The 19,195-nt window shown below is 50.7% G+C and carries 18 protein-coding genes; 8 read left to right on the top strand and 10 right to left on the bottom strand.

The window, feature by feature from the left end:
- Positions 1 to 330: 330 nt before the first annotated feature.
- From spoIVB to deoB, 6 genes are all read left to right on the top strand, one after another.
- Entirely contained in the window at positions 331 to 1,335 is a 1,005-nt protein-coding gene (gene spoIVB / locus I2D94_RS11520; RefSeq protein WP_195396994.1) for a SpoIVB peptidase, read from the top strand.
- 163 nt (positions 1,336 to 1,498) lie between these two features.
- Complete coding sequence (spo0A, locus tag I2D94_RS11515; RefSeq protein ID WP_229056861.1) at positions 1,499 to 2,332, top strand: sporulation transcription factor Spo0A; 834 nt, start codon at positions 1,499 to 1,501, stop codon at positions 2,330 to 2,332.
- Positions 2,333 to 2,557: 225 nt separating this feature from the next.
- Positions 2,558 to 3,751, top strand: a complete 1,194-nt coding sequence (gene dinB, locus I2D94_RS11510; RefSeq protein ID WP_295767874.1) for a DNA polymerase IV — start codon at positions 2,558 to 2,560, stop codon at positions 3,749 to 3,751.
- Positions 3,752 to 3,796: 45 nt separating this feature from the next.
- Complete coding sequence (locus tag I2D94_RS11505; protein WP_072684448.1) at positions 3,797 to 4,417, top strand: stage II sporulation protein M; 621 nt, start codon at positions 3,797 to 3,799, stop codon at positions 4,415 to 4,417.
- Positions 4,418 to 4,451: 34 nt separating this feature from the next.
- Complete coding sequence (locus I2D94_RS11500; RefSeq protein ID WP_195396992.1) at positions 4,452 to 5,366, top strand: tyrosine-type recombinase/integrase; 915 nt, start codon at positions 4,452 to 4,454, stop codon at positions 5,364 to 5,366.
- Positions 5,356 to 6,537 (top strand): phosphopentomutase, encoded by a 1,182-nt coding sequence (gene deoB / locus I2D94_RS11495; protein ID WP_255524671.1) that lies wholly within the window; start codon positions 5,356 to 5,358, stop codon positions 6,535 to 6,537. The genes I2D94_RS11500 and deoB overlap by 11 nt, the downstream gene beginning before the upstream one ends.
- A 740-nt stretch (positions 6,538 to 7,277) precedes the next feature.
- Here the strand turns inward: deoB and I2D94_RS11490 are convergent.
- The 10 genes from I2D94_RS11490 to I2D94_RS11445 all read right to left on the bottom strand — a co-directional run bounded on the left by I2D94_RS11490 (position 7,278) and on the right by I2D94_RS11445 (position 17,866).
- Entirely contained in the window at positions 7,278 to 7,526 is a 249-nt protein-coding gene (locus I2D94_RS11490; protein WP_195396989.1) for a hypothetical protein, read from the bottom strand.
- 119 nt (positions 7,527 to 7,645) lie between these two features.
- Positions 7,646 to 8,395, bottom strand: a complete 750-nt coding sequence (locus I2D94_RS11485) for a sugar isomerase domain-containing protein (protein WP_195396988.1) — start codon at positions 8,393 to 8,395, stop codon at positions 7,646 to 7,648.
- Between the two features lie 99 nt (positions 8,396 to 8,494).
- On the bottom strand, positions 8,495 to 9,166 hold the full coding sequence (locus tag I2D94_RS11480; RefSeq protein ID WP_229056859.1) for a zinc metallopeptidase: 672 nt from the start codon (positions 9,164 to 9,166) through the stop codon (positions 8,495 to 8,497).
- A gap of 257 nt (positions 9,167 to 9,423) precedes the next feature.
- A complete protein-coding gene (locus I2D94_RS11475; protein WP_072684455.1) occupies positions 9,424 to 9,708 on the bottom strand; it encodes an HU family DNA-binding protein in 285 nt (94 codons plus the stop codon).
- 96 nt (positions 9,709 to 9,804) lie between these two features.
- The gene (locus I2D94_RS11470) at positions 9,805 to 11,481 is read right to left on the bottom strand and encodes a CvpA family protein (protein WP_195396986.1); all 1,677 of its coding nucleotides are present in this window, start codon (positions 11,479 to 11,481) and stop codon (positions 9,805 to 9,807) included.
- Complete coding sequence (locus I2D94_RS11465) at positions 11,478 to 12,431, bottom strand: bifunctional oligoribonuclease/PAP phosphatase NrnA (RefSeq protein ID WP_195396984.1); 954 nt, start codon at positions 12,429 to 12,431, stop codon at positions 11,478 to 11,480. Before I2D94_RS11465 ends, I2D94_RS11470 begins: the two co-directional genes overlap by 4 nt.
- 2 nt (positions 12,432 to 12,433) lie before the next feature.
- Positions 12,434 to 13,630: an acetate/propionate family kinase gene (locus tag I2D94_RS11460; protein WP_039865131.1), complete on the bottom strand. Its 1,197-nt coding sequence runs from the start codon at positions 13,628 to 13,630 to the stop codon at positions 12,434 to 12,436.
- Between the two features lie 12 nt (positions 13,631 to 13,642).
- Positions 13,643 to 13,969, bottom strand: a complete 327-nt coding sequence (locus I2D94_RS11455) for a putative DNA-binding protein (protein ID WP_006060729.1) — start codon at positions 13,967 to 13,969, stop codon at positions 13,643 to 13,645.
- Positions 13,959 to 14,930, bottom strand: coding sequence for a signal recognition particle-docking protein FtsY (gene ftsY / locus I2D94_RS11450; RefSeq protein ID WP_072684458.1), 972 nt, complete (start codon positions 14,928 to 14,930; stop codon positions 13,959 to 13,961). Before ftsY ends, I2D94_RS11455 begins: the two co-directional genes overlap by 11 nt.
- On the bottom strand, positions 14,927 to 17,866 hold the full coding sequence (locus I2D94_RS11445; protein ID WP_195396983.1) for a chromosome segregation protein SMC: 2,940 nt from the start codon (positions 17,864 to 17,866) through the stop codon (positions 14,927 to 14,929). The genes ftsY and I2D94_RS11445 overlap by 4 nt, the downstream gene beginning before the upstream one ends.
- Before the next feature lie 235 nt (positions 17,867 to 18,101).
- Here I2D94_RS11445 and I2D94_RS11440 point away from each other — a divergent pair, with 235 nt between their 5' ends.
- Together I2D94_RS11440 and I2D94_RS11435 are read left to right on the top strand one after the other, a co-directional pair.
- Entirely contained in the window at positions 18,102 to 18,464 is a 363-nt protein-coding gene (locus tag I2D94_RS11440) for a CidA/LrgA family protein (RefSeq protein ID WP_039865273.1), read from the top strand.
- Positions 18,461 to 19,135: an LrgB family protein gene (locus tag I2D94_RS11435; RefSeq protein ID WP_195396982.1), complete on the top strand. Its 675-nt coding sequence runs from the start codon at positions 18,461 to 18,463 to the stop codon at positions 19,133 to 19,135. The genes I2D94_RS11440 and I2D94_RS11435 overlap by 4 nt, the downstream gene beginning before the upstream one ends.
- The last annotated feature ends 60 nt before the right edge of the window (positions 19,136 to 19,195 follow it).

Here is a 19,195-nt window from a genome sequence, read left to right as displayed (position 1 = left end):
GAAATGAAGATGAGGGTCTTTTAAATTGAGAACAGATACGATAGAATGAGTAATGGACATAGTGAGATTTCCTTTCTGTAATTTGTGGTGATTTTATTGTAACGGAAATTCTTACCTATGTCTCTTTTTTTTTATGCTCAAGAAAAAAAGGCGTTGGTTTCTACCAACACCAAAATTTATAGAACCAATATTTTAAAGTTAAATAAATTCCTCGTCTTATTCCAGCGATTATATGCGCCGTTTTCCCAGTTGAAACAAAGCCTTGGTAAGATTTTCTGGATATAGTTGAAGCCTGGAAGCGCCATACTATCAGTACTGCGAGGTGAGGCCATGAAAAGAATTTTCGGTTTGACGGCCTTCCTATTGACGTTAACGCTTTTACCCGTTCAGGCCCAGGAGAAAACCGTCATTCTGGGCGGCGATACGATTGCGATCACAGTCAATTACGAAGGCGTTTATGTCAGCGGTATGTATGATTTCCAAGTCAATGGGGAAACGCTGTCGGCAGCGAAGGAAGGGACAGTACAGGTAGGGGACCGGATTATTGAATCCAATGGCCGGACCGTGTCGACACTGGAGGAACTGTTTGCGAATCTGAAAACGTTGCAGAAAGAGCGGAATCAGGTTCCGGTGACCGTCATCCGCAATGGGCAGCGGGAAGCGGCTTCATTGTTTGTCTGTTATCTGGAAGCAGAAAAGGTATTCAAGACGGGATTGTATGTGAAGGATAAGATCAAGGGTGTCGGGACAATGACGTATTATGATCCGGTGACCAAAACCTTCGCTGCTCTGGGGCATGAAATCGCGGAGGAAGGGCAAAGCCGGCCTGCCGATGTCACAATGGGACAGATCTTTGAAGCGACCGTCGTTTCCGTCCGGCGCTCAACCTCCGGAAATCCCGGTGAGAAAATCTGTCAGTCGGAGAGTCTGGTTCCTATTGGTACGGTCAGGAAAAACACGATCTATGGCTTGTACGGCAAAGTCCAGACACTGCCTTCCGCCGCGCAGAGCGTAACTGTCGCTTCGCGCGAAGAAGTTACCGTGGGCCCGGCGGAAATTTATACCGTCGTGCTGGGAACGACGCCAAAGCGCTACGCAATCCAGATTACCGAGGTGCGCAAACAGAACGGTCAGGCCGTGAAAGGAATCCGCTTTCAAGTTACCGATTCAGCACTGCTCAACCAAACCGGCGGCATTATTCAGGGAATGAGCGGATCGCCAATTCTTCAAAATGGGAAACTTATCGGCGCGGTAACGCATATGGTTACCAGCCAGCCCGACAGCGGTTATGGGATTTACATCGACTGGATGTTGGAGGAAGCCCGGCACGATTAACAGACACAAACTAAGGAAATGCCTGAAATTCAGGCATTTCTTTTGGCTTGAGTTCAAAAACAGGCAAAAAAGCAGAAACTTTTCCATGGACTTCGACCTGTTTCGACTTCTTTTTCAGTTCAAATTCCATAAAATGGAAACATCGAACAGAGGAGTGAACAAGATGAAACAGATCAGAATCCTGTTGTGTGAACCCAACAGCGAGATCAGAGAACAAATGGAACAGGAACTGCGGAAGAAAAACGATTGGCTGCTTTTACCCAGCTGCAAAGATGGTCAGGAGTGTCTGGAACGGATAAGGATGAGCCATCCTGACGTTCTTGTCCTTGACTGCATTATGCCTAAACTCGACGGGATGGAAGTCCTCAGTACATTGAGCCGGGAGGGGATCCGGATAGGAAAAATTTTATGTACATCCAGCTTTATCAACGACTTTATGGTGACGGAAATGCAGAAATATCAGGTCGATTATTTTCTGATGAAACCGGTGGATCCCAAGACGGTCAGCGAGAAAATCGCTCAGGTCTGCAGCTATCAGAAAGTCTCTGCTCCAACCCCATCCACTGCGCCGGCCAACGCCAATGAAAATCAGGATGATGAACGAATGATGCGCCTGCAGCTGGAACGGGAGATCACGGAGATCTTACATGAAATCGGTATTCCTGCGCATATCAAAGGATATATGTACCTGCGCACTGCGATTCTGGAAACTTACTTAAATGTCGATTACCTCGGTCAGATCACCAAGGTGCTCTACCCGGAAATTGCCCGCCGCTATATGACGACCAGCTCCCGCGTGGAACGGGCGATCCGGCATGCGATCGAAGTCGCCTGGAACCGCGGCAACATTGACGCGATTGACGAAATCTTTGCCTATACGATCAGTGCTTCCAAAGCCAAGCCGACCAATTCAGAATTTATTGCCATGATCGCCGATAAGCTGCGGCTGGAGCATCGGCTGAAGAACAATACCGGCAGCTACGCTAAAATTGGATAACATGATCATCTTTGCACGGAGGAGAAATCTTCCGTTTTTTCTGGCCTGAAAGATGAATGTTGTTCAAGTCCGTGCTATAATAAATCACGATAGGTTAAAAGCAAAGCTGGGCCATCTGCTTGAATCCTGCGGTGAACCGGAATATTTGACTTGAAACAGGATTGGTTTCTGAAGAAGCAATCAACAAATCTGTTCAATATAAAAGAAAGAAAGGGGGAACGCCGCGTGGGCCGGGTTATTTATCATATTGATTTAAATGCTTTTTTTGCCAGCGCGGAAATTTTGCTTGACCCCTCGCTGGAAGGAAAACCGGTCGTCGTCAGCGGTCTGACCAAACGCAGCGTCGTGTCCACCGCCTCCTATGAAGCCCGGCAGTTCGGCGTTCACTCGGCAATGCCGATTAACGAAGCCTTGAAATTATGCCCGCAGTTAGTTGTTGTGAAAGGGCATCATGGCTATTATGAGCAGCTTTCCGAACAGTTCATCTCCTATGTAAAGAAGTACACTGACCGTGTTGAACAGGCCAGCATTGACGAATGCTATGCCGATATGAGTCAGGCAATTCATCGTTTTCCGCGGCCGTTGGATTTAGCGTGGCAGCTGCAGCAGGAATTGCTGAGCGATCTGCATTTAAAATGCTCCATCGGCGTCGCCCCGAATAAATTTCTGGCCAAAATGGCCAGCGACATGAAAAAACCGATGGGGATCACCGTCCTGCGGAAACAGGAGGTTCCGGTGAAGCTGTGGCCGCTGCCGATTGAAGACATGCGCGGAATCGGCAAGAAAACCGCGCCGCAGATGAAAGCATTAGGCATTAAGACGATCGGCGATCTGGCTGCGGCCGATCCAGAACAGCTGCGGCCGCTGCTGGGAAAAAATACGATGACCTACATTCAGCGGGCAAATGGCGAGGATGACCGCGAAATTATCAGCGATGCTGAAATCAAGTCGATGAGCCAGTCAACAACGCTGAATTATGATTTCTCGACTGAAGAAGAAGTGCGGACACTGTTTCGCAAGCTGGCGAATAAGCTCAGCGAACGCATGATCGAAGAAGATAAAATGGGGACGATCGTTTCCATTTCCATCCGCTATTTCGACTTTAACACTAACGTCCGTTCGCGGAAGCTGGATCATCCGGTGTACCGCAGCGAAGACTTGTTTGAGCTGGCGATGGAGCTGTTCGATGAAAACTATGAAGATCAGCCAATGCGTCATTTAGGTATCGGCGTCGGTTCGCTCAGCAGCATTCATGATCAAAAAATCCAGATGAATCTGTTTGAAGCGCCGCCCGTCGATCCGGCCTGCGCAACGCTCGATCTCATCAGTCAGCTGAATCAACAGCTTACTTTAGGCGGCAAGCTGACAACCGCCGCCGCGCTGATCAAAAAAACAGCGGCTGACAAGCATAAGAAATAAGTCTAATCTTTCCTGGCTGTCATACATTGATACCAGGAGGGAATCATGAAAACAATACAACCCCAGTTGAAGAATTTTTCCAATAAGCATAAAAACTCCATCAACTTCTTATTGATTCTGTTAATTTTCGGCATGATTACCGGCGTGCTGCTTTCCCGCTGGATCAGCAGCGCCGACGTTGAGCGTTTGTCCTCTTACTTGTTGACGACGGTGATCACCAGCGTAGAACCGCAGTCGTTTTTTACAAGTCAGTTTGTCACCAACATTTTATTCATGCTTGCGATCTTTTTTCTCGGCTTCTCCTTGGCCGGGATTCCGCTGATCGGGTTTATCGTCTTTACCAAGGGCGTCCAGATTGGATTTTCCTGCGTTTTATACGTTCTGACCTATCAGTTGAAAGGGGTCCTGGGGATCCTGTTAACGCTGATTCCGCAGATTCTGTTCGATTTGATCGCCTTGTTTCTCGTCTCGGTGATCAGCACGGAAATCTCCTATGCCTTGATTCAGCGTTGTCTGGGCTACAGCCGCAGTGATTTTTCGTTGATCCAGCTGATCAACGGCCGCTTAAACGTTTTGATCGTTTCCTTGCTGCTGATCTTCTTTTCCGCCTGGATTAAATCGACGCTGGTCATCCGCTTGATGGAAATTTTCGCCATGATGGAATAACTCTGGTATAATAAAGCTGGAAAGCAGGGAGAATATGACGCTAGAGGAAGCCTTCCGGCAATATCTGATTTACATCTCAATTCAGTTTCCAAAATCAGAAAAAACGATTGCCGGCTATCGCAATGATCTCAGCCGGTATTTTCAGTTTCTTGCGCAGAAAGAAATCGATCGGATCGATCAGATTGATTCGGCGATGCTGGAGGAATATGTGCGGGTTCTGGCGCGGGATCACGCCGCCGCTTCTGTTAATCACGCAATCACCGCAATCCGTGGATTCCATCAGTTTTTAGCCTTTCGCTTTGACGAACTGGACCCAGCGGAATATCTGGAGCAGCTGCAGCGGACGCAGTCCTTGCCGGTCTACTGCACGCGGGATGAAATTGAGAAGATCATGGCACAGTTCGGACATAGCCCGGAGGATATCCGCTGGCACGCGATTGCCGAGCTTCTCTATGGATGCGGGCTGCGCGTCAGCGAATGCGCGGCGCTGACAATGAATCAGGTGGATCTGGAATTGGGGATGCTGCGGATCTGGGGCAAAGGGAATAAGGAGCGGTTAGTGCCGATGCCAAAGCAGACGATAAAAATTGTACGCGAATATGTCGACACCGTCCGGCCGTTATATCAGAAAAAACCGACGTCCTGGCTGTTTATTACACGACTGGGCAAGAAAACGACTACTGCTTCCATCGAAAGTATGATAAAATCAGTGTGTATCCAGGCTGGGATTCAGAAGCCGATCACGCCGCATAAGCTCCGCCACACCTATGCCACGCACATGCTGGAAGGGGGCGCAGATCTGCGCAGCGTTCAGGAGCTGTTAGGTCATTCTGATATCACAACGACGCAGATCTACACACATATCGACCGCAACCGGCTGCGGACGGCTTATGATGAAGGGCTTGGAAAATTGATGGATCGAGAAGGAGAAAATGACGATGAAATATAAACGGATATTTACAATTGTAATGGATTCTGTCGGCTGCGGTGAAATGCCGGATGCCGAACATTATGGGGATCGCGGTGCAGATACGATCGGTCATATCGCAAAAACAGTCGGCGGCTTGGCAATGCCGGCAATGGAAAAGCTGGGCTATGGCAACCTGCATTCAATCCTGGGCGTAGAACCGCAGCGTGATCCGCAGGGGTATTACACAAAAATGTTGGAAGCTTCGGTCGGCAAGGACACTATGACCGGCCATTGGGAAATGATGGGCTTATACATTGATAAACCATTTCAGACGTTTACGGACACCGGATTTCCGCAGGAATTGATCGACGAGTTGGAAAAACGCACGGGCTATAAGATTGTCGGCAACAAATCAGCCAGCGGGACGGAGATTCTGGATGAACTGGGTGAGCATCACATGAAGACCAAGGATATGATCGTCTATACATCGGCGGATTCCGTGCTGCAAATCGCGGCCCATGAAGAAGTCTTCGGCTTAGAAGAACTGTATCGCTGCTGCGAGATTGCGCGTGAGCTGACGATGAAGGATGAATGGAAGGTGGGACGCGTCATCGCCCGGCCGTTTGTCGGTGAAGGCAAGGGCCATTTCACTCGTACCAGCAATCGTCATGACCTGGCATTGAAGCCGTTTGGCCGCACCGTGTTGAACGAGCTGAAGGATAAGGGTTATGATGTGATCAGCGTTGGCAAGATTAAAGATATCTTTGACGGCGAAGGGATTACGGAAGCGTATAAGTCGACAAGCAGTCATCACGGTATGGAGCAGACGATTGAACTGACGCAGAAGGATTTCACCGGCCTGTGCTTTGTGAATCTGGTTGATTTTGACGCAAAGTGGGGACATCGCCGCAACCCGCAGGGTTATGCGCAGGAATTGGAGGATTATGATCAGCTGTTAACCACGTTCCTGGGACAACTGCGGGAAGAGGATCTGGTGATCATTACCGCCGATCACGGCAACGATCCTTGTCATACGGGAACAGATCATACGCGTGAAATGGTGCCTTTGATTCTGTACTCGCCATCGCATCAAGGTTCCGGTTTGTTGCCGCTGGCGAATACGTTTGCCAATCTGGGCGCAACGGTGGCCGAGAATTTTGAGGTGTCGATGCCGGAATATGGCGAATCGTATTTATCATATTTGAAATAAAACCAGTGACGCCGCAGACGGGAGTGTTCTCTCTGCGGCGTTTATTTTCGATATCACAACGATTGAATTGCTTATTCCAAATATAAAAATTGGATAAGATACATTATGCGAAGCTATGTAGATGAATCATATTTCCCAGATTTACTCATACGTTTCTGCTTCCAGCGGATAAATGAATAACAGATGATCCCGTTTACGAGTAAACCAAAGATCGCGATAATCCATTCCAGAGATGTAAAAATAATAAACGAAAAGAATCTGAAATGCTTGGGATATCAAGACCTCAATATTTATGATTCTTGCATATTCGACTAAACAGCTGACTCGCTGCTTCTTATTTAAATCATTCATCTGGGGATTAAGAATTAACAAAAGACAGACGAGGACGTCTGTTAACCCATAAAAAGCAGAAAACAATAAAATTATGAAAACGTCCCATTGATGGAACCAATTTAAATGATTGATCAGTAAGTTGCTTATTCCCGGCGCAATCAAAACAAGTAGCAATCCAATAAGAAATGAAACCCGAGAATAAAAATCACAGTGAATCCATGTAAAAATACTCTTTAAGTAATCCATATTCTATACCTTTGTTAAAGTGAAGATGACTCCCCTTCATCCTTGCTTGTTACAATTATAACAAGCTGACATAGGAAACCCAAGCATTATTCCATTCTTAACTGTAATCTAAAAAGTCCGTTTATCCGGACTTTTTCTTATACTGCTTACCACGTTAGATTTCAGGCCGTTAAAACATGCAGGCAGGCGATTAGTTTCTGCCACAGCCCTGCCCTCTTGGATACTTCCACAACAACTGTATCCGGATTGGAACGTCTTTCTTTCACCGCTTCCTGCAGCTTATGCAGCGGTAGCTTTTCCATCCGTTCTTCCATCTTCTTGAACTTTCGGTACTGCTTGTAATAATTACAGGCGTAGAGCCCGGCTCCTGCCACAGCGACAACGCCAAAAACTTTCAACGCTTTTTTCATGATCTTTCCTTTCCGGACGACGGTCCTGATTCTGTTTTCTGATTCTATTATACCCGTGTCCCGCCGATCCGACAATCGTCGTTTTTTGGTCAGATTCATAAATCTGTCGTAAAGCGAACTTACAGATTGCGCATGCGATAGAAATATTTGTCGATAATGGCGAAGTTATGCTCACCCAACGCCGGATTGTTAACCCGTAAGGAGCCGTTATAATAAACATCCGGGATAAAGCCTTCCTTCACGCACAAATCCACCGCTTCCGCCAGAATCGCGTTGATCAGGAAGAGAAATGGTATGGAGGACGTCGATCCCACCTTCATTGGCAGTCCTTCAATCGCCACCGCGGCATCACCAAGGGCAGAACAATTTGAAATCACAACGTCGCCAAAATCCATCAAATGCTTGCCGCTGGAATGTCTTGGTTTCAATGTTGCGGAATATTCGGTATTCGTCAGAACAATGACCGGAAAGCCCCTTTCCTTACAGATCTTCGCAAATTCCAGCGTGACGGCATTGTTACCGGAATTGGAAATGCAGATCACAGCGTCGTTTGGTTCAAAGCGGTAGTAATCAATGATCTTCTCAGCATAGCCTTCCATCTTTTCCAGAAATCCTGATTTCGTTATCTGGGTATTTCCGGTCACAGCTTCTTCCAAAACGGCCTGAACGTTGCCCAAGGTGGCAGAACGATAGAAGACATCATCTGCGATCAGATGCGAATGACCGCAGCCGAAAACCCGGATTATTCCGTCGTTCTTCGTGCAGTCGGCCAGAATCCGCGCAGCTTGTTCAATCGCAGTCTGCTGGGTCCTTTCAATCCGGCGTAAAGCATTGATTTCCTCCTCAAGATATTGCTGCCAAACTTTCATAAAAACGCCTCCTTTTTCTCAAGTATACCACACCGCTGCTCAAGATAAAGAAAAACTCACAGCTGTTTTAAAGCTGTGAGCATCGCTGCAGTAACGAATCTAATCCCGATTCCGGTTGAAGATCAGAAGCAGCCGCAGGATCTGCAGCACTGAGGAAATTAACGAGGCGATATAAGTAAACGCCGCCGCGCTCAACATCGTTTTGACATCTTTCCGCTCTTCCTGAACGACAAACCCTTCCTCATAGACCAGCGCCATGGCCCGCTTGGAAGCATCAAGTTCTACCGGCAGCGTTACCAACTGAAAGACGGCGACGCAGCTCAACATCAGAATGCCGGTGTAAAACAGGCCGGTGGAGCTGAACAACAGTCCCAAGATCAAGACAAGCCAGGAAAGCTGACTGGATACCATCGCAAAGGGAAGAATGGAGTTGCGCAAAGCGATGAATCCATAATTCTCTGCATGCTGGATCGCATGGCCGCATTCATGCGCCGCCACCGCCACAGAAGCGATACTGGAATTGGCATAGATGTCTTCAGACAGCCGGACAACATTCGCTTTCGGATCGTAATGATCAGACAATGCCCCGCCCGGAGCGGGTTCGACCTGAACATGCTGCAGACCATGATCGTCTAGAATCCGCCGAGCCACCTGGGCCCCAGTATAACCGCGCAGCGTCATCACCTGCCGGTAACGCGCATAGGCGCCCTGAACCTTGATCTGAGAGAACATAACCAGGAATAAAGCCGCTAAGTAAAGGATCCAATCCATCTTCATCACTCCTTCTATTCTCTAGTATAACCCAAATTGGCAGGAACATGTGAGTCTGCTGCTGCGCTGATCTTGAGTTTTTGTTATTCTACCATAGAATATCCGAATTGGCGAATGAATTGCTTCACGCAGAATTCCTGTTGATCAAGCGATCTTATTGAATTATCAGTCTCTCCTCATTTCATCCTTGTTTCAGCCTTTGAGAGAGTCTCGGCACGGATTCACCCTTTTTCACAAAAAAAGAAGCGCAAGGCTTCTTATTTTACAGCGTCTTTTAAGGCTTTAGCAGCTTTGAATCCTGGAACCTTTGTCGCAGGCACGGTGATCTTTTCCTTTGTTGCAGGATTGATGCCTGTTCTTTCAGCTCTTGTCTTCACTTCGAATTTGCCGAAGCCGCTGATATCGACTTTGCCGCCGTCTTTCAGCGTTGAAGTAATTTCATCAAAGATCAGATCGACAGTTTCGCCTGCCGCTTTCTTTGTCATTCCCATCTGATTCGCAACAGTATCTACTAATGCTTTTTTGTTTAACAATTCACTCATACTTATTACCTCCGGTACTCGTATATGATACCATCTTTCGTTTCAGAGTTCAACAGAAACTAATCTTAAATTTTGCTTTATTTCAGGCGTTTTTGCTTATTCGTAATCCATTTCCAAATTGTCAAAACGACTTCCGGCAACCGTGTTGCCGACAGTATCCAGATACTCGATCATGACGTTTTGACCCGCCTGGGTGAGTGTCAGCTCCGCACTGATGTCCAGAGAGAGTACATACAGATGCACGTCGTTCTCCAGCGTGAGATAATAATGCGTCGTGCCTTCCTGCACGGCAGAAGCGATCGCCGCCACCTTTCCCGTGACCGTTTTCATTTCCGCCACTTCACCGCTGATCTGCTTGTTCGCAGTTTTCAGCTTCCGCAGATAATCATCATGCGCCGTCTGCATCGTTTCACCGATCCCGACAATGGAGTAGTCCGTAACGTCGACGAAGGAATACATTTTGACCAGCCCTTCGGAATCTTTCAAGGAGATGAAATATGTCGGCTCATCCGCGATATTCAACAAAATCGGGAAGGTTGCGCGATAGTTCAGATGCTGAACCTGCCCTTCCGCGGAAGCCATTGCCGAAACCTCGTCAGCGCCGCCGACTTTGATATAGCTGGCTTCCTTGGTGCGCAGATTGATTAAGGCAAAGCCGTTGATCGAATGATCCGCCGCGACGGAAGTCAGGCCGGAAAAGACATAGGTCTGCCCGTCGATATTGACGAAATTGTAGCCGTCGGTCGTTTGAATCATATCCCTCTGACCAAACAGCGTGTTGAAGAAACCATGGACGTAATAGCCCCAGTTGTCAATCTGATTCCATGCCAGCTCCGCCGGCTGGACACGATCCACCCAGGCTGGGATTTCATCCATAGCGTATTTGTTCATCTCACCGGTCATTGGATCGACGATGATCACGCCCTGAGCGCTTAATCCGCCGTAGTAACCGATTTCCGGCGCGACGACGGAAACAACCCAATACGGATGACCTTCGTCATCCAGCTCAAATGAATAATCGGAAAGCAGCTCTGTGCGGTAACGGAAGCGGATGTGCCGGAACAGATTTTGATTGAACCAGGCCGACGGGGAATACTTAATCCCTTCCTGAAGCATGACCATATCGACGTCGTTGGGATCGTTCACATTGACTTGGATAAAGCCCGGGATTCCAGTGCCGTTGTTCTGGAACCATTTGATGAAATCCCGGTATTCCAGCGGCGATACACGGTATAAATGCTGATCAGAGCTGATCAGCGTGTAGGTCTGATCGATCTGATACTGCGAACCCAGACCAGCCTGCTTGCCGATCTGTTTGTCGCCTAACAACGCCGCAGTCTGCTGATCAACGACCGGAATCCGCTCGGTCGAGATCGCCTGGAACTGCGAGCTGAAATCGGACACGTCTTTAATCGCGATCTGATCGCGGTATTTCTCAGCGTTGAGCAGCTCGCTGCCCAAAAACATCAGTAGCAGCATTGCGGCAAACAGAAATCCTGCTCCGAAAACGCAACATTTCTGGATCAGCGCCCACTTGCCGGACAGCATAAAATCGCTGATTCCAAAGACGACAAGCAGAAAGACCACGAGCATAACGGTCGAGGCACTATGCAGATTCCAGGCCGGCAGCGTCACATAGTCGATCAGAATGGCCAGCGCCAGCGTGATCACCAGAGCTGTCAGATGGGCTTTCCCCGGCTTCATTTTCGGTTTGCGCGGTGTCTTGAATTGGTTGAAGGCGTTGGGGTCAAAGTTAAAATGGAATTGGGTCATGCTTGATTCTCCTTTAAGCGCCGGCGCAGATCAGCGATCAGCGCGTTCAGACTGGCGTCGTCCAGACATTTGCAGCCGGCCGCGTTCTTATGCCCGCCGCCGCGGTAATTCATCGCGATGTCGTTGACCGGCAGCGTCTTGGAACGCAGCGAACCAGCCCACCAGGTGTTTCCCTGATCGTCGTGATCCTTGGCAAAGATCGCCCAGATCTCAATTTCGCGGATTCCGCCGAACTGATAAACTTGATCCTTTGCCTGGGAAGCCGTCAAGGACCAGCGGTCTAAAAAGGCCTGATCAATAACGGAAATCATCAGATGGTCATCCAGAATTTGAGCTTCGGCCCGGATCGCGCTGGCAAATTCATATTCTTTAAGCGGAACGTCGAACAGATCGCGGTTGATCTGCGGGATATTCAAGCCGCTCTGAGCCAGATAGGAAGCCATTGCGAGCGTATGTTCCGTTGTGTTGCTCGTCTTGAAGCTCAGCGTATCCGTCAGTAAACCGCGGTACAGATATTCCGCGACATCCGCTTCCAGCGGTTCCTGATCAACATTGCTGAAAAATTCCGCAAGAATTTCACAGGTCGCCGCGTAGTGATCGATGACATATTCGAGATCGGCGAAATGCTCGATCTGCGGATGATGGTCAAGATGGACAATCTGCCGGGCGCTTTGCCAGCGGTCGTCGTCAATCCGCCGCACGTTTGCCGTGTCCAGCACGATCGCCAGCGACTTCCGAATGGTCTCATCGTCAATTTCATCGCTGTCCGGAAACAAGCCGTTGGTCATTTTCTGATGTCCGAGCACAATCACCCTTTTTAAAGGAAAGCGATGCTTTAACCAGGTGGCAAGCCCCCATTGGCTCCCTAAAGCATCGCAGTCCGGATTGATATGTCGGTAAAGTGTAATGACCTCAGACTGCTCCAGCGCGGAATACAGTCCTTCAAACATGCTTATAACCCTAACAGACGAACAGTGTCGCGGGCGATGACGAGTTCTTCGTTGGTCGGTACGATATAGACCTGAACCTTGCTTTCCGGATTGGAAATGCAGACTTCCTTGCCGCGGGTCTTATCGTTGAGTTCATAGTTGATGGACAAGCCCAGGCATTCTTCCATCTTCTCGAGGATCTGATGGCGCAGGTTCGTGTCGTTTTCACCTAAGCCGGCCGTAAAGGCGATCGCATCGACGCCGCCCATCTGCATGACGTAGCCGCCGACCACATTGATCACGCGGTTGACATAGACAGCCTGGGTCAGAATAGCGCGTTCGTTGCCCTGCTTCACTGCGTCTTCAATATCACGGGCATCGCTGGAAATGCCGCTGACGCCCAGCATGCCGGATTTCTTATTTAAGATCGTGTCCATTTCCTTCGGGGAAATGCCCTTCTTATCCATGATATGGCAGATGACGGATGGATCGATGTCGCCGCAGCGGCCGCCCATCATGATGCCGCCTAACGGTGTGAAGCCCATCGACGTGTTGACGCACTTGCCGCCCTTGACCGCCGTGATCGAAGCGCCGTTGCCTAAGTGGCAGGTGATGATGCGGGTATCCGCAATGTCCTTGCCCATCAATTCCGCGGTGCGCTGGGAAACATACTGGTGGCTGGTGCCGTGAGCGCCGTAGCGGCGGACCTTATCTTCTGTGTACCATTCGTACGGAACCGGGAAGATGTAGGATTCCGGTGTCATCGTCTGATGGAACGCCGTATCAAAGACGAACACGTGGCCGATTTTCGGCAGTGCTTCGCAGAATGCGCGGTAACAAATCAAATGCGCCGGATTGTGCAGCGGCGCCAGCGGTGCCAGTTCCTCAACTTTATTGACGACGTCCGCATCGACCTTGACGGACTGATCGAAGTACGCGCCGCCCTGAACGATGCGGTGGCCGGCAGCGGAAATCTCGTCCAGCGTTTCGACGATGTGATATTTAACCAGAGCTTCCAAAAGCAGTTCGACCGCGACCTTGTGGTCCTTGATCGGCAGGTTCTGGGTATGTTTTTCCCCGTTGACCTTGATCGTGAAGATGCCTTCGTCCAGACCGATCCGTTCTGCCACACCGGAAGTCAGAACTTCCTCCTCGGGCATGTTGAACAGCTGGAACTTAAGGGATGAACTGCCTGCGTTGACTGAAATAACTTTACTCATATGTACCTCCATTTATTCTGTCTGCATACAGACCTCGACCAGCGCGTCGACTTCGGCAATGTGCAGCGCTTTCAGCTTTTCATATTGCGCGATGCGGACCTGATAGTGACGCAGCAGGTGAAGTTTCGATTCATAGTCTTCCAAAATCTTTTCACAGCGTTTCAGAAGATCGTACACGGCGCTGCGGCTGGTTTGCTGCAGCTCGGCGATTTCCGAGAGCGAATAATCCTCTTGAAAGTAGTAATCCAGGATCGTGCGCTGCTTTTCTGTCAGCAGCGTACCATAGAAATCGATCAAAAGATTCATCCGTTCGGTTTGAGCTAATTCTTTATCCGACATCCCGGATGCCTTCCGAAATGCTGTAAAGATACAGATCGAGATCAAACGGCTTGAGGTCGTCTTCCCTTTCGCCTAAGCCCAGATAATAGACCGGAATGTGCAGCACATCCTTGATCGCCAGCACGATGCCGCCCTTGGCGGTGCCGTCCATTTTGGTCAGGATGATGCCGGTCACATCCGTGACCTCCTGGAAGATCTTGGCCTGGGATAAGCCGTTCTGGCCGGTTGTGGAATCGAGCACCAGCCATACATGATGGGGCGCGCCTTCGATTTCACGGCCGATGACCTTGCGCATCTTGGCCAGCTCGTTCATCAGATTGACCTTGTTCTGCAGGCGCCCGGCAGTGTCGCACAACAGGATATCCAGATTGTGTTCCTTGGCATAGCGGCAGCCGTCGACCAGCACGCTGCTGGGATCGCCGTTCTCACGGCCTTTGATGCACGGGACGCCGAGCTTATCAGCCCAGCGCGCCAGCTGCTCGATCGCCCCGGCCCTAAACGTGTCCGCGGCCACGACGCCGACTTTTTTGCCCTGACTCTGATACAGCTTGGTCAGCTTGGCGCACGTCGTGGTTTTGCCGCTGCCGTTGACGCCGACCATCAAGATCACGGTCGGGCCGTTCTCATTCATCACGATCGGCGCGTCGGCGCTTTCCAGATAGATATTCTGCATGATCTCCATCAGAAAGGCCATGACGTCCTTGAACGTAACGTAGCGGTATTGATCGACCGTCGTTTTCAGCTGATCGCAGATCTTCTCCGCGGTCTGAATGCCGACGTCGCTCTCCAACAGCACGATCATCAGTTCTTCGAGGAAATCCTCGGTGACGCCGTTAAAGCCGAACGCCATCTTGTTGAGCTTTTTGCCCATCGTGTCGCTTGTTTTGTTGAAACCGCTCAGATAGCGGTCGCCGTCTTTTTTCTTGGAAAATTTATCTTTCAGCGTATCAAAGAAACTCATGCCGGCTGCACCTCCTTGGTTTCGGCCATTTCAATCGCGTCGGTCAGTTCGACCTTCAGCATCTGCGAAACGCCCTGCTTCTGCATCGTGACGCCGTAGAGGACCTCGCACTGCCCCATCGTTCCGGGACGATGGGTGACGACGATGAACTGCGTCCGTTCGCTGAAATTCTTGATGTAGCGGGCGAACCGTTCGACGTTGCCCTGATCCAGCGCTGCCTCGACTTCGTCGAAGATACATAACGGAACCGGCCGGGCCTTGAGAATCGCAAACAGCACGCTGATCGCGATCAGGCTCTTTTCGCCGCCGGAGAACAGCCGGATATTTTGAACCGACTTGCCCGGGGGCTGGACGTCGATATCAATGCCGGTGTTTAACAAATCCGTCGGATCCTCCAAGATCAGGCGGGCCTTGCCGCCGCCGAACAACGCGCGGAACGTATCGCCCAGCTCCTCGTTGATCTTATCGAACATGTCCTTGAACTGCCGGACCATGACTTCGTCCATCTCGTCGATGGCCGACAGAATTTTATCGCGGCTGGCGATCAGATCATCCACCTGTTTGCGCATGAATTCATACCGGTCGTTGACCTCGGTGTATTCTTCCGGCGCGTTCATGTTGATGTTGCCGAGCGCTTCGATTTCCGAGCGCAGCTGCAGCACTTCCTCACGCGCATTTTCAATGTGGCTTTCCTCAACCTTGGTGCGGGCGTATTCATAGGTCAGCTGATATTCGCTGGTCAGCCGCGCCAGGTTGTTTTCCAGGCGTGTTTCAATCTTCGCCTTGTCGAGCTGAATCGCATGCGAGCTGGCGGTCGCCGTTTCCAGTTCCCGGCGGATCTGGCGGATCTGCTGCTCGCGCCGTTCGATATCGGCGGTCAGCTTCATCTTCTGCTGGCGCTTCTGGGACAGGGACGTCGTGATTTCATCCCGGCGGGAATAGGCCTGGTTGAGCGATGTGATCAGCGAATCCGCGAACGTTTCCTGCTCGCCGTCTACCGCTTCCGGCGCTAACAGCTCGTAATCGTTTTTCAAGCGTTCAAATTTGGCACGCTTGGCGTCGACGACCGGTTCCAGCTGAGCGCTGGCAATCCGTTTCTCCGTCAGCGACCGCTCCAGCTCAGAGCGCTGGCGTCCGGATTGATCCAGCGCCTTCTGCGCCAACTGGCATTTCGCCTGCTGCGATTGAATCGTTCCAGTGATTTCTTCCAGTTCACGCTGAACCGTCATTAAGGACGAACTGTTGCGGGCCTTGCCGCCGGTCATCGAACCGCCGCGGTGGATGACGTCGCCGTCCAGCGTTACGATTTTATAACTGAACTTTAATAAATCGGCCAGGTTGTTGCCATGTTCCAGCGTATCGCAGACCAATACGTTCTGCAGTAACGACTGACGGACTAAATCAAACTGCGGATCACAGTGGATGAACTCGCTGGCGACGCCTAAGAAGCCTTCGGTGTTCTGCGCCACGATGCGGTGATCCTGCGCGATCCAGCGGGGTTTTAAGACCCGGATCGGCAGAAACGTCGCACGTCCGCTCTGGTTCTTTTTCAAAAAGCTGATCGCCTGACGGGCGCTGGCTTCGTCGGTGGTCACGATGTTGTACATCGCGCCGCCTAAGGCGACTGAGATCGCTTCCTCATAGCCTTTTTCCGGTTCCAGCACTTTCGCCACGACGCCTAAGACGCCGGGCAGAAACGCCTGGGAATCCATGACAGCCTTGACGCCGGCTTGCGAATTGAACGGCTGACGGGCCAGGTTTTCCAGAACTTCCCTGCGATTCTGCAGCCGCCGCAGAATGCCGGCGGCCTCGTCGTTTTTCTGCGAGTTTTCAGCCAGCTCCATCGCGGTCTGCGACAGCTGTTGGGAAAGCAGCGCCACATCCCGCTGCAGCTGATCCAGCCGCTGCTGCCGGTCTTCGTATTCAAAACGCGCTTCTTCCAATAACGACTGCATCTGCTTCGCTTTTTCCTCGCGCGTGCCGACCTCAATCGCGTATTTCCGCTTTTCATCCAGCTCGATCTTGCGGGTTTCCAGCGTTTGGATTTCATTGATGACGCGCATCAATTCTTCCTGCAGCTTGTTGATTTCGACTTCCAGCCCGTTGGAATCCTTCTTGGCCTCCAGATTGGCCGTTTCATGAACCTGAATCGTCGTCTGCTGCATCGTCGTCGAATTCTCGATATCGAACAGTGTCTTAACAGCTTCGTCGATCTGCTGGTTAAGATGCGTGATCTCCTCGACTAAGACGGCGATCTCGATTTCCTGCAGCCGTGCTTTCTTTTCCCTGTAAATCTCAGCCTTGCGGGCCTGGCGTTTCAACGGCGAAACCTGCCGCTCCAATTCGCTTAAGATATCCTGGGTGCGGTCGAGATTTTCCTTGGTCCGCTCCAGCTTGGACAGCGATTCAAGCTTGCGTTTCTTGTACTTGCTGACGCCGGCGGCATCCTCAAAGATCGCCCGCCGTTCGATCGGCTTGGCTTCCGCGAATGAACTGATATTGCCCTGAGAAATCATCGACAGGGAATCTTTTCCCAGGCCGCTGTCCAGAATCAGATCCACAACGTCCTTTAACCGGACCGGGTTGCGGTTGATCAAATACTGGGCTTCGCCGTTATTGCGGTAAAGCCGGCGTGTGACTTCTATTTCATCCAGCTCGCTGTTGAGATCCCGGCGGCTGTTGTCAAAGACAAGGGTAACCTCAGCCATGTTGACCATTCGGCGGTCGGCGCTGCCCGCAAAGATGACGTCGGTCATCGCGTTGCCGCGCAGAGACTTCACGGACTGTTCGCCCAGAACCCAGCGGATCGCGTCGGTAATGTTGCTTTTCCCGCAGCCGTTGGGGCCTACGATCCCGGTGACGTCGTGATCAAACTGAATCACGACCTTATCGGCGAAAGATTTAAAGCCCTGCATTTCTATTCGTTTTAGAAACATGGCATCCTCCTTCTCACTCCATCTATGTATTATAACAAACCAGCGTTTAAATTTAAAGGAAACCCAGGACGAAAAGCGGTGCTTTCGCATGTTTTTTAAGCAATTCCGCACATCCGTGATCACTTTGATAAAAATTGCTCAAGGAATGCGCTTCCATTCAAAAATCCCGGTTGCGCCGGGGTTTTATTTCCGGTATACTGGTAACGATCTTTTTAAAGCGAGGTTCTTTTCCCCTATGAAAATTTTAAAACAAATCACGATTGTGTTTCTGTTGTGCTGGCTGGGCGAGGTGATCAGCGCCCTGCTGCCGTTTGCTTTTCCCGGCAGTATCGTGGCGATGCTGCTGTTATTGGGCTGTCTGTCGACATCGCTGCTGAGGATCGAAGATATTTCCGGGTTCGCCGGGTTTCTCCTGGCCAACATGGCGTTCTTTTTCATTCCGGCGGGCGTGTCGATTCTGGACAGCTTCGGGGCGATCCAAAATGATCTGCTTCCGATCCTGGCGGTGATCGTGCTCAGCACCCTGATCACCGCGGCAGTAACTTGCGGCAGCATCCTTTTGATCACGAAATTACAGAAGCGGGGGTCGGCGCGATGAACGAGCTGCTCAACGGTCCGTTTTTCTTCACGGGTCTGTGCCTGATCGTTTATCTTCTGGCCTGCCGGCTGCAGCGGATCACGCGGAAAACATGGCTGAATCCGCTGTTGGTTTCGATTCTGATTCTGATTGGGATTCTGTTAGTTCTGCGAATTCCCTATGCCCATTTTAAGGAAGGCAGCAGCGTCATCGCCATGATGCTGACGCCGGCGACGTGTGTCCTGGCGATTCCAATGTACAATCAGCGGAAAATCCTGAAGCAGAACCTGGCGGCGATTCTGATCGGAACGTTTCTGGGAGCGCTCAGCTCGATCCTTTCCGTCACGCTCCTTTGCCGGATCTTTGGCTTAAACGAGCTGATCACCCGCTCGCTGCTGCCGAAGTCAGTAACGACGCCGATTGCGGTCAGCGTGTGTGAGGTCAGCGGCGGCCTGCCCGCGATCACCGTAGCGGCGGTGATCCTGACCGGAATTCTCGGTTCGATCGTGATCCCCCTGTTGTTCACTAAACTGAAGATTAAAAACAGCGTGGCGCTGGGCATTACCCTGGGCACAGCGTCGCATGCGATGGGCACGTCCAAGGCGATTGAGATCGGCGAACAGGAAGGCGGCCTGTCCGGACTGGCGATCGGGATCACCGGCATCTTTACGGTCATCCTGTCGCTGCTGTGAACATTCAAACCAAAATAAAGGCATATCGTTCAGCGCGGAAACTGACGATATGCTTTTTTT

The organism is Holdemania sp. 1001302B_160321_E10 (genome assembly GCF_015552275.1).
Lineage (GTDB): Bacteria > Bacillota_I > Bacilli_A > Erysipelotrichales > Erysipelotrichaceae > Holdemania.
This window is presented reverse-complemented; position numbering and strand designations above follow the sequence as displayed.